The sequence below is a fragment of the Streptomyces sp. NPDC107581 genome, assembly GCF_055657175.1.
The window spans coordinates 61,406-75,852 of sequence record NZ_JBVKBH010000020.1; the positions used below are offsets into that span (position 1 = coordinate 61,406).

The following is a 14,447-nucleotide window of genomic DNA, read 5'->3' on the forward strand; positions in this document are numbered from 1 at the left end:
TCACGCATCCTCGGCTGCCTGCACGCAGGTCCAGCTGTGCCGGATGTTTCGGCGTTCCGGGGAGTCGAGCCGAGTGACGTCCGGCCCTCCGTTGCTGCGCGAGCGGAATGCGCTGATCAGCGTGCGGTATGCGAAGAAGAGCGTCGCGGCCACGGTCACGTCGAAAGCGATGCCAGGCCCGTCCCCGGTGCCCGTGGCGGTGCGGAGCACGTGGAGGAGACCGTAGCCGCTGAGGACCGTCGCCAGGGCACACACCTTCCACAACACCCGGTGCCTGCGCCGCTCATGGCGCATTTCGGAGAACGACGCGAGGGCCACCAGGAGTTGAGCGCCGCAGTGGTCGCACGTCGTACGGGTCTCGTTCCTGCATTCGTCGAAACGCTCCAGACGGTCCACGCCGGCGTTGGTGAGGGCGATCGTCCGCGTGTGCTGGTGACCGGCCTCCTGGCTGACGATGTGCGTGATCCTGTACTCGAAGGTCCCCGACACCTCTGCGGCCACGGCCCCCGCTCCTTCCCCCTGACCCGGTACGGCCTCGATTCTCGGGCCGCCGCGGCGACGTGCCACCGGGATCGCAGCACCCGGGACAACCCTGTTACGCCCCGCGGAAGTACTGCTGACGAAGTACTACCGCCGACGAAGTACTACCGCCGCCCTTCGGCCAGGTACCGGGCTCGCCACTGCGGCAGGCAGTCGTGGAGGTACATCGCGAAGGGGACCCACCAGATCAGATCGTTGGTGACGACGATGACGCCGGAGGCCAGGGGCCACTCGCCGGTGAGAGCCAGCCACAGCCAGCCGAGCGGTCCGAGCACCTTGCCGGCCAGGCCGACCGCCGCGACGGCGAAGCCCTCGGCGGGGCGGAGGGCCACATCCAGATAGAGCAGCCCGTACAGGCCGAGCACCATGCCCAGTGTCATGAAGATCTGGGGGTGGTTCTGCGGGGGCATGTCGGCGACGCGGAACAGCCATTGCGGGTCGACGGCCGCGTAACAGCCCCAGACGATGTTATAGATGCCGGCCGCCGCGAAGACCCGCCGGTGCAGCCGCGCACGGGGAACGGGAGAAGCCTCACGTGATATGAACACGGCTTTATTGTCGTGTCCACGCGCCGGTAGCATGCCGCCGCATGGGGGAATCGAACATCGTCGTGGTCGGGGGCAGCGGCTTCTACGGCCGGTACGTCGTCGCCGATCTGCTGCGCCGGCCCGGCGTCCGCGTCACCGTCGTCTCCCGCAGACCGCCGCATCCCCCCTTCACGTCCGAGCGGGTCCGCTGGGTCGCCGGCGACCGCGACGACCCGGAGCGGCTGGGCGGCCTCCTGGGTGACGCGGTCGCGGTCGTGCACTGCGCGGGCCCGTTCCAGGCGTTGGACGGCGCCGGCACCCACCCGCTCGGGCCGCTGCGGGCAGCGGTGACCGCCGGAGTTCCGTACGTCGACATCTGCGAGGACCGCGCCTTTCTGCACGCGGCGGCACGGGTGGCCCGCTCGGCGACGGCTCCCGTCCTCACCGGGGCATCCGTCGTACCGGGCCTCCAGGCACTGATCGTCCACGACCTCGCGCAGGGCATGGACCATGTCGACGGCGTGCTGTGCTGTGCCGCTCCCGACACCCGGCGGCACCGCGGCCCGGCGATGTTCGAGGCGATGATGCACGGCGCCGGGCTCCCGTTCACCGCTCCTCGTGAGGGCGTACCCACCGTGGTGCACGGCTGGTCCGAGCCCGAGTGGACAGTGTTCCCGCCGCCGGTCGGCCGACGGCTGGTCCACCAGGTGTACGAGATGGCCGACCTGGACGTGCTGGCCGAACTGTCCGGTGCCCGCACGATCGCTTTCAAGGCCGGTACCGAATTCACCGTCGTCAACCGGGCTTTGGCTCTCTTCGCCGCGCTGCGGGCCCGCACCGGGCGGCCCCGCGCCACCCGGCGCTGGACCCCGTTGGTGCGCGCGGTGTCGTGGCTCGTCGGCCGGGTCGGCGACGAGGCGGGCGGCTTCACGGTCACCGTGAGCGGGGAGCGCGGTGGGCGGCCGGTCACCCGCCGGCTGGGCATGACGGCCCGGCAGGACGGCGGTCGCATTCCCTCACTGCTCGCCGGCATCGCCGTCGACCACCTGCTGGAGGGCCGGCTCCACACCACCGGCCTCGTCCCGCTCCATTCCTGGCTGGCTCCGCACGAACTGCGCGCCGCGCTGCGCGACCGGGGGATCGGCCTGTGGCGCAGCGAAGACGAGGACGGCTGGCGCCCTTGGGAGGAGTGACGAGCCGTCAGGCTGCGGCGGACCCGGAACAGTGCTCCCAGTCCTCGGTCTCACTTCGCTCGCGGGGTGGGCTGCCAGACGGATCTGGTGGTCGGCCACGGACATCGCGCCCGCTGTCGTCCACAGCTCCGCCGCAGGGTACCGACCACTGGGCATGTCGAGACGCATGCCATGCGCCACTCGCCGCACCCGGCGCTGTACAGATGGCCTGCGGGGCCGACCCGGTCAGCGGGTCGAGGGCTGCTGCTCGGACCGGCCCTTGCGGTCTCGCTCCTGCAGCAGGCGTGCGGTCCGCTCGGACACCGGCGCGGCCAGCAGCGCGGCGACCAGGTCGACCAGTCGGCTGGTGAACAACCGGTCGTCCCTGCGGGGGCGGCCGGCGGCCCGCGCGGCGAGCTCGGCATGGCAGAAGCGCATGGCCGTGAAGCGGGTGTGGAACACCGCGGTCGACTCGGGGGCCAGCAGCGGTTCCACCAGGCGCCGCCAGGGATAGATGCTCGACCCCTCCGTCACGACGACCTCGACCAGAGGTTCGGGGCGGTTGAGCAGTTCGGCCACGATCTGCAGGAACTCGCGCCCGCCATCGGGGTCGGCGAGTTTGGCGGCGGCCGGCAGAACCAGTGCGGCGGCGAGGGATCGAAGATCGACGGCGCCGTCGTCCTCGTACTGCTCCAGCAATACCTCCCGGCGAGCGTCCACCGCAGGCAGGTGCTTGTCGAGTACGGCCCGCAGCAGACCCGCACGGTCGCCGAAGTGGTACTGCAGCGCGGTCGCGTTGCGCTGACCGGCGGCCCGCTTGATCTCGTTGAGCGACGCACCGTCGACGCCCTTCGCCGCGAACAACTGCTCGGCGGCGCGGAGGAGTGCGGCGCGCGTGTCACCGGCCTTCCGACTCCGGGGCGACGTGGCCTGCCTCTCATTTGCTGTCACGGACGCCCATGCTAGCGTCGGCCAAGTTAATGAGGCTGCATTAATAACTGATAAAAGCGCCTTGGCGCGCTACGGGAGTCCATCCAGTGAAGGCACTGACCTACCACGGCCCCCACGACATCCGCTACGAGGATGTCCCCGACCCGGCCGTCACCAGCCCCACCGACGCGGTCGTCCAGGTCACCACGGCCGGTATCTGCGGCAGCGATCTGCACATCTACGGTGGCCACGGGTTCAGCCCGGAGACCGGTTACACCCCGGGGCACGAATGCGTCGGTGTGGTCGTCGACACCGGAGACCGGGTGACCCGCTTCAGGCCCGGCGACCGCGTCCTGGTTCCCGCCTCGGTCGGTTGCACCCTGTGCGCAACCTGCGCGAGGGGGCTCACCGCCAGGTGCGAGCGAGCACATGCCCCGACGGATCTCTGCTACGGAGTGAGCCCGCATCTTCCGGGCAGTCAGGCCGAGGCCCTTGCTGTGCCCCATGCCGATGTCAACCTGGTGCACCTGCCCGAAGACATCTCCGACGAGGCCGCCATCGTCCTGACGGACAACGCCCCCACGGCCTGGTACGGCTGCCGCCGGGCCCGCATCCAGCCCGGCGAGACGGTTCTTGTCATCGGTCTGGGCCCGGTCGGCCTCATGGCCGCACAATCCGCCTTCACGATGGGTGCCGCCCGCGTGCTGGGCGCGGATCTGGTTGCGGAGCGCCGCGCTTTCGCCGCCACCCTGGGCGTCGAGCCGGTCGAGGGCGAGGACGTGCGAACGGCCGTACGGGAGATGACCGCAGGGCGCGGACCGGACGCCGTGGTGGAGGCCGTGGGCTCGGACGCCACCATCGACCTGGCCCTCAAAACCGTCCGGCAGGCAGGACGGGTCAGCGTCATCGGCGTGAGCCAGAGCAAGGCCTTCCCCTTCCACATGGGACTGGCCCAGATCAAGGAGCTTGAGTTCGCCATCGGGCTGTGCTCGATCCATTACGAGCTCCCTGCCCTGATCCCCCTCGCCCGGGCCGGCCGGATCACGCCGGGGGCCGTGGTCTCCCACCGCTTCGCCCTCTCCCAGGGCCCCGCGGCGTACGAACTGTTCAACAGCCGCGCCGCGGGTGTCCGCAAGGTCCTTCTCGACCCCACCCGCTGATCCACCGCCGTCGGCCGATCGCCACCCGGGGCAACCGCGTCGACACCAAGACGGTCGCCGCAGCCGATCGACCACGGCGGCGGGGCGGGCTGTGCCGGCGGACTCGGAGACGGTCAGGCGAGCGTGCCGCCCAGTGGTTGTTGGGTCCACACGGTCTTGCCCTCGCGCGTGTAGCGGGTGCCCCAGCGTTCGGTCACCTGGGCCACCAGGAACAGGCCGCGGCCGCCCTCGTCGGTGGTGCGGGCGCGGCGCAGGTGGGGTGAGGTGTGGCTGGTGTCGCTGACCTCGCACACCAGACACCGTTCACGGATCAGCCGCAGCGTCGCAGGGCCACTGGCGTAGCGGTAGACGTTGGTGACCAGTTCGCTGGCGATCAGCTCGGTCGTGAACGCCAAGTGCTCCAGACCCCATTCACTCAGCTTGGCCGAGGTCAGTTCCCGGGCCCGGGCGGCGCTGGCAGGCTCCGGCGGCAGACTCCAGGAGGCGACATCGTCCGGTGGCAGCATGCGGGTGCGCGCGATCAGCAACGCGACGTCGTCGGTGGGGCGCGCGGACACGAGTGAGTCGACCACGGCTTGGCATGTCCATTCCAGCCCGTCGGCGGGGCGGGTGAGCGCTGCGCACAGCCTGCTCAGGCCGAGATCGGCATCGATGTGGCGTTCGCCGATGAGTCCGTTGGTGTACAGGCACAGCAGGCTTCCCTCGGCCAGTTCGACGTCCCGGGCCTCGAACGGCAGGCCGCCCAGGCCGAGGGGTGGGCCGGCGGGCAGGTCCAGCAGGGCCACCTGGCCGTCCGGAGCGGTCACCACCGGCGGCGGGTGGCCTGCGCGGGCCACGGAGCACCGCCCGGAGACCGGGTCGTACACGGCGTACAGGCAGGTGGCGCCGACGACCTGATCGCCCACGGGCCGTTCGCCGGCCGCCTCCTGCTCGGCCGCCAGGAGGTTGACCAGGTCGTCGAGGCGGGAGAGGACCTCGTCCGGTTCCAGGTCGAGGCTGGCGAGCGTGTGGACGGCGGTACGCAGCCGACCCATGGTGGCGGCAGCGTGGATGCCGCGTCCCACCACGTCGCCGACGACGAGGGCGACCCGCGCCCCGGACAACGGAATGACGTCGAACCAGTCGCCGCCCAGGCCCGGGGCCGCGCTGGCCGGCAGGTAGCGCATGGCCACCTCGACGGCCGACTGGTCCGGAACCGCCCGGGGCAGAAGGCTGCTCTGCAAGGTGAACGCGGTGTGCTGCTGCTGGGTGAAGCGCCGGGCATTGTCGATGGCGACGGCGGCGCGCGAGGCGAGTTCCTGGGCGAGAGTGAGATCGTCCGCCTCGAAGGAATCGGGGCGGCGTGAACGCCACAAGGCCATCACGCCCAGCACCAGACCACGCGCGGCAACCGGTACCACGATCAGCGAGTGGGCGTCCGGGCCCGGAGCGTGTGACCCCTGGCGGCCTTCCGTCGAGAACCAGTCGGGCGGGAGAACCGGTTCCAGGACGGGCCGCCCTTCGGCCAGGCATCTGGCCTGGGGCGTGTCCGGCCCAAAATCCACCGGCTCGCCCTGGGGGTGGGGCGGCCCGGGTTGCTGGGCACCGATGCTGCAGGCCCCCACTCGGACCACGGGCCCTCCCAAGGCCTGCGCCGGTTCCTCACCACGCGTCACCGGCTGCAGCAGGTCCACCGACGCATGGTCGGCGAGGTGGGGCACCATCACCTCGGCGAGTTCCCGGGCGGTCTCCGCCACGTCGAGCGTGGTTCCGATACGACTGCCGGCCTGGTCGAGGAGCGCGAGCCGGCTCTGGGCCCGATGGCGTTCCGTGATGTCCTCGATCATCTCGGCCACACCCAGGATGCGGCCGGAGGGATCCTCCATCGGGAAGGACGAGACCATCGCGACCCGCTCTCGTGCCGGATCCCACTCCAGGCGCACGAACTGCTCGGAGTAGACCATCGGCCTGCCGGTCTCCATCACCTGGCGCACACGGTCCACGGCCCTGCGTGCGTCATCAGGGAGGAGGAAACAGCCGGTGGGGAGCCCTCGGAACTCCGCTGCCGGGACACCGCTGAATCGTTCGATGGCCCGGTTGACCCGGAGAAGCCTCAGGTCGGGGCCGTGGACGACCAGCCCGATGGGGCACCGGCGGTACAACCCGTCGAGCACCGCCCGGTCCCTCTGCCACTCCAGGACGTCGACCGCGAGTGCCCCGGCAAGGAGCCACTCACGGATCCGGTCATCGCGAGAGAGCGGATGGGCCCTGAGCCCCATCTCCACGAGCCGCCCGTCGCGGTGCCGCACCTTCAGCACCCCGAACCAGCCGCCGGCTCTCCTGCAGCTCGCCGCGGCCTCCCTGACCGCCGGCAGATCGCGAGGATCGACAAGGACCTCGAATGCCGGACGACCGATCACGGCTGTGTCCGGATGGCCGAGCAGTTCCTGGGCCCGCCGGCTCCATCCGACCACCACTCCCCGGTCGTCGAACACCGCCAAGGCGGCGAGGTGCGGGGCGAACGGGTCGTCGTGGCTTTTGCTGAGCTCCGTCATCCACTCCTCCACCGCCGGACACCGCCTCGTCCTCGGTCACCGATCTTCTGCCACGGGGCCGGACCGCGGCCGGTGACCGGCGTGACGACGCCCGGGGCGGTGGCTCGGCGTTCCCACATGCACGCTGACCTGCTGGTGCCATGCAAGCCTAGTGAACCCGGTGCGGCCGCGGCGGCCGCGCCCGCCGCATGGCGCGGCGTGGCGTCGCGGGCACGAGGGGTTACCGCAGGCACGACGACCCGCTCATGGAGCAGCTCCTGCCGGGCCTCGTGGAGGTGTCCCCAGCTCGCGCGCCGCCAGGGCCCAGCTGAGCTCCACCGCGGTGTCCGGAGCGTCCAGGCTGGTTCCGGTCAGCTCCTCGAAACGACGCAGCCGGTAGCGGACGGTGTTGACATGGACGTGCTCGCTGCGGGCGACATCGCGGATGTGCCGTCCCCTCTCCAGGTATCCCCGCACCGACTCCTCGATGAGCGCACCGAACTCCCCCTGCGCCTCCAGAGGGCGCAGATACCGGTCGTGCAGCAACTCGGCGAGTTCCGGTTCGGCCACCACGGCCACCCGCCAGGACAGGTCGCTCAGGTCGTGCACGCCGCGCAGACCGTACGCACGAGCGGCTCCCAGCAGCCGGCCGGCGGCACGGAAGGAGCGGTGCACCGCTGTCAGATCCGTCGGCGGGCCGAGCCCCGCCGTCACCCCCAGGTCACCGATCTCAGGCCTTTCCTCGACGACTCCGACGACAGCCTCGTCCAGCACGGTGAGCAGCGCGCCCCGGCCGTTCCTGCGGCCGTGTGACTCCAAGGAGCGCTCCAGCGCGTCCGGGCCGACGTTGCCGTCCGGGACGGCTCTGATGGCCCGGTGCGGCCGCGCCGGATCCAGTCCGTAGATCGCCGCACCGCTGTGGATCTCCGCCGCGCTCAGCGTCCCGTGGAGCAGTCCGCGCAGGAAGTCGGCGCGACGGCGGGCGTCGAGCAGGGCGGCGGCGACCTCCGCCTGCCGGTGGACGGCGGCGATCTGCAGGCTCGCGACGTCCGCCAGCTCCCACAGGCACCTGGTGCGGTCGACGACGAGGCCGGGGTCCAGCCCACGTGCGGTCGCCTCTGCGAGGAACAGATCCCGTATCGCGCTCAGCGCCCGGCGGAAGGCGCGGAGCCCGTCGCCGAGCGGCACGCCTCGGGCGACCCGGTCCCGGGCCACATCGGCTTCGTCGAAGTCCTCCGGCGCGGGCACGGTCCCTTCACGCACGACCGCGAGAGCCCGGTGGAAGTGCCGATGCCAGATCTGGTCCAGGAGTTCCCGCGGGACCGCCCGGTAGGACGGGATGTGGTCCGCCAGATCCGCGTGCAACCGCCCGCCCACGTGCCACTGCTGCACGGTCATCGCGGCGATGACCCGTTCGAGAGGCGCCGCCGGGCCCGGCTGTCCGGGCATGGACCTCACCTCCGCCCCTGCTGTGCCGGCCGTTGTGCAATTGAACAATATGCCAACCTCCGGCCTTGGCCGGGGAGCCGTCGACAACTCCCCGCCTGCGAAAGCACAGTGGCACGGCGGCGGACGGAGTGGATCGGCGCGCACGCAGCGCGGCGCCGGTCGACCGTGTTCAGTCCCGCCCGTGGTTGTGCCCCACCCTGCCGAACAGTGCGGAGACCGCCATGACCGACAAGTACCACCAGCGAGCCCACCGCGGCGCCGCCGACACCGGCCCGCGCCTCGCGCCACTGCCCGAGGACGGCTGGGACCCGTCCACCCGGGAGCTGCTCGCCCCGATTCCCCGGGACGCCGACGGCCACCTCGCCAACGTCTTCACCACCTTGGTACGGCACCCCGGCCTCTTCCGGCACTTCCTGCCGTTCGGCAGCCATCTGCTGCGGGACGGCCGTCTTCCGGACCGGACCAGGGAACTGCTGATCCTGCGCACCGCATGCAACACCCGGGCCGGTTACGAATGGGGGCGGCACGTACCGCTGGCCAGGGCCGCCGGGGTCAACGACGAGGAGATCCGACGGGTCGGTGCGGGCCCGGACGCCCAAGGGTGGCTGCCGGCCGACGTCCATCTGCTGCGTGCCGCCGACGAACTGCACCGGGAAGCACGCCTGTCCGCGGCCACCTGGTCCGCACTCGCCGCCGACCACGACGAGGCACAGCTGATCGAAATCACCATGCTCGTCGGTCAGTACCACATGGTCGCGTTCTTCCTGAACTCCGCCGGTACGCGGCTCGAGCCCGGCTACGAGACGGAGTCCCTGCCCGCGCCCACCGGGGCCGGCGCGGACGCGACGGAAGGGGCACACGGCGATGCCTGAGCCCCGGCACCACGCGCCTCATCCGACCAGCCTGCTCACCGGCCGGAACGTGCTGGTCATCGGCGCGGGCACCCGCCCCAGCGACGATCCGGCGGCCCCGGTGGGCAACGGGCGGGCGGTGGCCGTGCTCGCCGCCCGCGAGGGAGCGTCCGTGGCCTGCGCCGACGTCTCCCCCTCCGCCGCGGCGGCCACCGCCGCCCTGGTCGGTGAGGAGGAGGCCCGCGGCCTCCCCGTGGTCGGTGACGCCACGGATCCCGGCCGGTCCTCGGCCATGGTCGCCGAGGCCCTTCGCGAACTCGGCGGACTCGACGCGATCGTGGTCAACGTCGGCATCGGCCTCGGCGCGGGCCTGGCGGACACCTCACCGCAGCAGTGGGAGCGCGTGCTCTCGGTCAACCTGAGCGCCCCCTTCTTCGCCGCCAAGTACGGGCTGCCCGCCATGGCCGACGGAGGATCGATCGTCTTCGTCGGATCCGTGGCCGGGCTGCGCGCGGCCACCGACTCGCCCGCCTACGACAGCTCCAAGGCAGGCCTGTTCGGTCTCACCCGCCATGTCGCCAAGGAGGGCGGGCCGCGCGGAATCCGCGCCAACCTGGTCGTCCCGGGCCTGATCGACACCCCGATGGGCCGCCAGGCCTCGACCCGGCGGGCGTCGCGTTCCGCCTCGTTCAGCCGCATACCGCTCGGACGTCAGGGAACCGCCTGGGAGGTGGCCGCAGCCGTCACCTTCCTGCTCTCCGACCGCGCCTCCTACATCACCGGACAGAGCCTCGTGGTGGACGGAGGATTGAACGCCGTCTGAGCACTCCGGTCTCCGGTGACGGGGCGAGGGCGGTCCTCCGGTGTCAGGGCATCGGCCGGGACCGCCCCCGTCGGCTCACTTCTGCAGTGGACCGAACTCCCTACGGGTGTCCACCGACTTGCCGAACAGCTGCCACCGCTCGCCCTTGAACTCTCTACACGGCCCTGGCCATCCTCTTCTTCTGACGACCGACGGCCGCCGGCTGGTTCGCCACGCTCGCTGGATTCGCGGTCATCGCCCTCACCTACGGTGCCCTCGGACTCCTCCTCGGCGTCCTGGTCAAGCGGGATCTGGAGGGCTTCTTCCTGATCATCATGGTCGGGCTGATGGACACCTTCCTGCAGAACCCCCTGGGAAACCCGCTCGCCAACAAGCCCGTCCTGCAGTGGTTCCCGTCCTTCGGCCCCATGCAGTTCGCCGTCGGCGGCTACTTCGGCCGCACGGCCCTTTGGGGACACCTCGCCCTCGGGCTCCTCTGGGCTGCCGCGTTCAGCACGGTAGGGCCGGTGATCTTCCACATCCGGACCCGGAACCGCACGCACACGTGCCATCCGACCCGACGGTGAACACCGATGGAGAGTGCTGATGCTGCCATCAGGCCGGACATGATCGAGTTCGAGCCCCCTGTGCTCTCGTTCCCGGAGGCGGACCACGATCAGCAGGACAACCAGACCGGACAGGGCGAGCCGGACGCGCCGGACGACACCGACTCGTCGACAACCGCACCCCTTGTGGCTCTCGCTTCCACGCACCCGCCCCCTTCACTTGGCTGCCGTCCTGCTCTCCGGCAGGCACAGTGGCGACGCCGGATGTCCCTGCCTCGAACCAGAGCGGAAGCCGTCGGCGCGTCACCCCGGCAAAACCATCCGGGCCAGGGCACCGCACTAGGCAACGGTGTCGGCCGGAATAACCTGCTCCGTCCAGATGATCTTGCCGTTCGTGGTGTAGCGGGTGCCCCACCGGCGGGCGAGCTGGGCCACGATCAGCAGGCCCCGTCCTCCCTCGTCGGTGGTCCGGGCATGGCGCAGGCGTGGCGAGGTGCTGCTGGTGTCGGAGACCTCGCAGATCAGGCTGCGGTCCCGGATCAGGCGGAGACCGATCGGTCCGGACGCGTGGCGGATGGCGTTGGTGACCAGTTCGCTGACGATGAGTTCCGTGGTGAACGTCAGATCGGGTATGCGCCACTCCGTCAGCTGCTGGGCGGCGAGTGTGCGGGCGTGTGCGACGGCGGCCGGATCGCTGGGCAGGTCCCAGGAGACGAACCGGTCGTGGGCCAGGACCCGAGTGCGGGCGAGGAGCAGGGCGGCATCGTCGGACGGCGGATTGACGGGCAGGTCGTCGATCACCGTGCGGCCGATCTCCTCCAGTGTCGGCCGGGGCGCCCCGAGGACATCGCCGAGCCGGGAGAGCCCGACGTCGATGTCCCGGCCGAAGGACCCGATGAGGCCGTCTGTGTAGAGCGCGATGAGGCTGCCTTCGGCCAGCTTCAGTTCGACGGACTGGAAGGGGAGGTAGCCGAGGCCGAGGGGCGGTCCGGCGGGCAGGTCCAGGATGTCGGCGCCGCCGCCGGGACGGACGATCATCGGTGGGAGGTGACCCGCGCGGGCCAGGGTGCACCGGCCACTGACCGGGTCGTAGACGGCGTACAGGCAGGTGGCGCCCATGAACGCGGTGCCGGCGGCCTCGTCCTCGGCCGCCGTCGAGGCGTCGCTGTCGTGCACGCCCATGAGACCGATGACCAGGTCATCCAGGTGGGCCAGCAGTTCGTCCGGGGGCAGGTCGAGGTTGGCGAGCGTGCGCACGGCGGTGCGCAGGCGCCCCATGGTGGCTGCGGCGTTGATGCCGTGCCCGGCCACGTCCCCCACGATCAGTGCGACCCGTGCTCCGGAGAGCGGAATCACGTCGAACCAGTCGCCGCCCACACCACTGGGGGCACCCGCCGGGAGGTACCACGAGGCCACCTCCAGGGCGGACCCTCCGGTCAGTTCCTGCGGCAACAGGTAGCGCTGCATGGAACGGGCCGCGGCGCGCTCGCGGGTGAAGCGGCGCGCGTTGTCGATGCACACCGCCGCGCGGGAGACGAGTTCCTCGGCGAGACGTACGTCGTCCTCCTCGAACGGGCCCAGCCTCCGCGACCGGGCGAACGTCGCCACGCCCAGGGTGACGCCGCGCGCCCGCACCGGAACCACCATCACCGAGCGGGCGTCGTAATCGCGGATGGAGGCGCCCAGCGACTCGTCCTCGGTCACCCACGGACTGGTGGTGTGGTCCAGGGTCCGTTCCACGAGAGTCCTGCTCTCCAGCAGACATCGGGTCACGGGGGACGCGGGTGCGCGCCGGACCGTCTCCCCCACGGTCAGGGTCGCCTCGGGGCAGCCCTCACGCACCGACTGCTGCCCCGCGCGCCGGATGACGGGCGACAGCCCGACCGGCCCGGGTGCCGGTTCCCCGCCTCTCATGACCGAGTCCAGCAGGTCGACGGCGACGAAGTCGGCCACGGCCGGCACGGCGTCGTCAGCCAGCTCCTGCGCGGTCCGCGTCACGTCCAGGGTGCTGCCGATGTGGGCGGCGGCGGCGTTGAGCAGGGCCAGGCGTTCCTGGGCCCGCCAGCGCTCGGTGACGTCGATGACCATGTACCAGACACCCACGTTCCGGCCGTGGCGGTCCTTCATGGCGAAGAAGGAGGCGGAGATGGCGCGGCTGCTGTCGGAGTCCGTCCGGCTGGGTCCGCGGTACTCGTAGTCCATCACCGGAGCGCCGGTGTCCAGGACCCGGCGCATCTTCTCCTCGAAAGCCTCGGCCTCCGCCTTCGGCAGCAGTTCCCCCATCCGCCGCCCCAGCCGCCGTTCGAACGGGATCTCACGGTCGAGCGGCTCGTTCACCCAGACGTACCGCAGGTCGGTGTCGAGCACGGCGATGCCGACCGGCGCGTGCGTGAGGAACGGCGCGAGCATCAGCCGGCTCACGCCACCGCCCGGTATCCGCCAGAAGGCCCGTTTCGGAGGCCGCCCGACGAACCTGCCGAACACCAGCGCGGCCGCCGTGGCGACCAGGACGCCAGGAACCATTTCGTAGATGCCCGATGCGAAGGGGCCGAGCAGCGGATTGATCTCCTTCCACAGCAGCACCGTGGCCGCACCCGACACGATCCCGGCCATGGCACCCGCCCAGGTCATGCGCGGCCAGTACAGCGAGAGCAGGACGACCGGCCCGAAGGCCGCCCCGAATCCGGCCCAGGCATGGGCCACGATGCCCAGCAGCCCGCCGCCCCTGAGCGCGATCACGAAGGCCACCAGGGTCACGACGACGACGGCGGCACGACCGGCCCACACCAGCGCCCTGTCCGAGGCACGCCGATTGAAGAAGGCGCGGTAGACGTCCTCCGTGAGAGCGACGGACGACACGAGGAGCTGGCTGTCCGCGGTCGAGATGATCGCGGCCAGGACGGCGATCAGCATCACCCCGGCACCCCAGGGATCGAACAGTGCCCGGCTCAGGCCGATGTACACCGTCTGCGGGTCGTGGAGCGGCGTGCCGGTCTGTGCGATCCCCACCAGGCCGACGAGTGTGGCGCCGGCGAGCACGATGATGACCCACCCGGTTTCGATACGGCGGGCCGTGGGGATGGCGCCGGTGCTGCGGATGCCCATGAAACGGGCCAGGATGTGCGGCTGACCGAAATAACCGAGGCCCCAGGCGAGCAGCGAGACGACCGCGACGGCACCGAGGGATCCGCTCGCCGACCACCGTCCGCCCAGGAGGTCGACCTTCGCACCCATGTCGAGCAGGTCGGGTGCCCTGCTGTTGAGGGTGTCCCGCAGCGCCCCGAAGCCGCCGAGCGCCCCGATGCCGACGACGGGGAGCACGAGCAGGGCGAGGAACATCAGCGTGCCCTGCATCACGTGGGTCAGGCTCACGGCGAGGAAGCCGCCCAGGCACGAGTAGATGACGATCACCAGGGCGGTCAGAGCCACTCCCAGCCTGAACCCGACATCGAAGATATGTCCGAACAGCAGGCCACCGGCCACCAGCCCGCTGGCGACGTAGACGGTGAAGAACACAAGCGTGACCACCGCCGAGACCATCCGAAGCATCCGGGTGCGGTCCTCGAACCGCTCTTCGAGATAGGCCGACAGACTCACGGCGTTCCCCGCGCGCTCGGTGTAGGTGCGCAGCCTCGGCGCGACGAACAGCCAGTTCAAGTAGGTGCCGAGCACCAGACCGACCGCGATCCAGCTGGCGCCGACACCGGCCGCGTACACCGCTCCGGGAAACGCGAGGAACAGCCAGCCGGACATGTCGCTGGCTCCCGCCGACAGGGCGGCGACGAAAGCGCCGAGTCTGCGGCCGCCCAGGGCGAAATCGGCGAAGGTGTGAGTGCGACGGTAGGCCCAGACACCTGTTCCGATCATGACGGCCACGTACACGAGGAACGTGACCACGATCGGCGCACTCAAGTCCAACATAGTGCCCTCGCCTGCG

General features: G+C 71.0%; 11 protein-coding genes. 5 read left to right on the forward strand and 6 right to left on the reverse strand.

The window, feature by feature from the left end; translation table 11 throughout:
- Positions 1–501, reverse strand: coding sequence for a hypothetical protein (locus ACZ7P3_RS37090; RefSeq protein WP_472088556.1), 501 nt, complete (start codon positions 499–501; stop codon positions 1–3).
- 143 nt (positions 502–644) lie between these two features.
- Positions 645–1,088, reverse strand: a complete 444-nt coding sequence (locus tag ACZ7P3_RS37095) for a hypothetical protein (protein WP_472088558.1) — start codon at positions 1,086–1,088, stop codon at positions 645–647.
- A gap of 41 nt (positions 1,089–1,129) precedes the next feature.
- On the opposite strand from ACZ7P3_RS37095, the gene ACZ7P3_RS37100 reads away from it, so the two are divergent.
- On the forward strand, positions 1,130–2,260 hold the full coding sequence (locus ACZ7P3_RS37100) for a saccharopine dehydrogenase family protein (protein WP_472088560.1): 1,131 nt from the start codon (positions 1,130–1,132) through the stop codon (positions 2,258–2,260).
- A 225-nt stretch (positions 2,261–2,485) separates the two neighbouring features.
- Here the strand turns inward: ACZ7P3_RS37100 and ACZ7P3_RS37105 are convergent, their stop codons facing one another.
- Positions 2,486–3,190, reverse strand: a complete 705-nt coding sequence (locus ACZ7P3_RS37105; protein WP_472088561.1) for a TetR/AcrR family transcriptional regulator — start codon at positions 3,188–3,190, stop codon at positions 2,486–2,488.
- 86 nt (positions 3,191–3,276) lie between these two features.
- On the opposite strand from ACZ7P3_RS37105, the gene ACZ7P3_RS37110 reads away from it, so the two are divergent.
- Positions 3,277–4,329, forward strand: a complete 1,053-nt coding sequence (locus ACZ7P3_RS37110; RefSeq protein ID WP_472088562.1) for an alcohol dehydrogenase catalytic domain-containing protein — start codon at positions 3,277–3,279, stop codon at positions 4,327–4,329.
- A gap of 113 nt (positions 4,330–4,442) precedes the next feature.
- On the opposite strand, the gene ACZ7P3_RS37115 is transcribed toward ACZ7P3_RS37110, so the two are convergent.
- Positions 4,443–6,863: a SpoIIE family protein phosphatase gene (locus tag ACZ7P3_RS37115; RefSeq protein ID WP_472088564.1), complete on the reverse strand. Its 2,421-nt coding sequence runs from the start codon at positions 6,861–6,863 to the stop codon at positions 4,443–4,445.
- A gap of 243 nt (positions 6,864–7,106) precedes the next feature.
- Positions 7,107–8,291, reverse strand: coding sequence for a PucR family transcriptional regulator (locus ACZ7P3_RS37120; RefSeq protein WP_472088566.1), 1,185 nt, complete (start codon positions 8,289–8,291; stop codon positions 7,107–7,109).
- Positions 8,292–8,512: 221 nt separating this feature from the next.
- Here ACZ7P3_RS37120 and ACZ7P3_RS37125 point away from each other — a divergent pair, with 221 nt between their 5' ends.
- The 3 genes from ACZ7P3_RS37125 (at position 8,513) to ACZ7P3_RS37135 (ending at position 10,531) form a co-directional block, all read left to right on the forward strand.
- The gene (locus ACZ7P3_RS37125; protein WP_472088568.1) at positions 8,513–9,163 is read left to right on the forward strand and encodes a carboxymuconolactone decarboxylase family protein; all 651 of its coding nucleotides are present in this window, start codon (positions 8,513–8,515) and stop codon (positions 9,161–9,163) included.
- Positions 9,156–9,965, forward strand: coding sequence for an SDR family NAD(P)-dependent oxidoreductase (locus ACZ7P3_RS37130; protein ID WP_472088570.1), 810 nt, complete (start codon positions 9,156–9,158; stop codon positions 9,963–9,965). Before ACZ7P3_RS37125 ends, ACZ7P3_RS37130 begins: the two co-directional genes overlap by 8 nt.
- A gap of 326 nt (positions 9,966–10,291) precedes the next feature.
- Positions 10,292–10,531, forward strand: a complete 240-nt coding sequence (locus tag ACZ7P3_RS37135; protein ID WP_472088572.1) for a hypothetical protein — start codon at positions 10,292–10,294, stop codon at positions 10,529–10,531.
- Between the two features lie 318 nt (positions 10,532–10,849).
- Here the strand turns inward: ACZ7P3_RS37135 and putP are convergent, their stop codons facing one another.
- Positions 10,850–14,431, reverse strand: a complete 3,582-nt coding sequence (putP, locus tag ACZ7P3_RS37140; protein ID WP_472088574.1) for a sodium/proline symporter PutP — start codon at positions 14,429–14,431, stop codon at positions 10,850–10,852.
- Positions 14,432–14,447: the final 16 nt, after the last annotated feature.

Bases quoted from the DNA above. Each gene is read 5' to 3' on its own strand.
- ACZ7P3_RS37130 (WP_472088570.1), top strand. From the start codon at position 9,156: ATGCCTGAGCCCCGGCACCACGCGCCTCATCCGACCAGCCTGCTCACC.
- ACZ7P3_RS37125 (WP_472088568.1), top strand. From the start codon at position 8,513: ATGACCGACAAGTACCACCAGCGAGCCCACCGCGGCGCCGCCGACACC.
- ACZ7P3_RS37120 (WP_472088566.1), bottom strand. From the start codon at position 8,291: ATGCCCGGACAGCCGGGCCCGGCGGCGCCTCTCGAACGGGTCATCGCC.
- ACZ7P3_RS37100 (WP_472088560.1), top strand. From the start codon at position 1,130: ATGGGGGAATCGAACATCGTCGTGGTCGGGGGCAGCGGCTTCTACGGC.
- ACZ7P3_RS37135 (WP_472088572.1), top strand. From the start codon at position 10,292: ATGGACACCTTCCTGCAGAACCCCCTGGGAAACCCGCTCGCCAACAAG.
- ACZ7P3_RS37115 (WP_472088564.1), bottom strand. From the start codon at position 6,863: ATGACGGAGCTCAGCAAAAGCCACGACGACCCGTTCGCCCCGCACCTC.
- putP (WP_472088574.1), bottom strand. From the start codon at position 14,431: ATGTTGGACTTGAGTGCGCCGATCGTGGTCACGTTCCTCGTGTACGTG.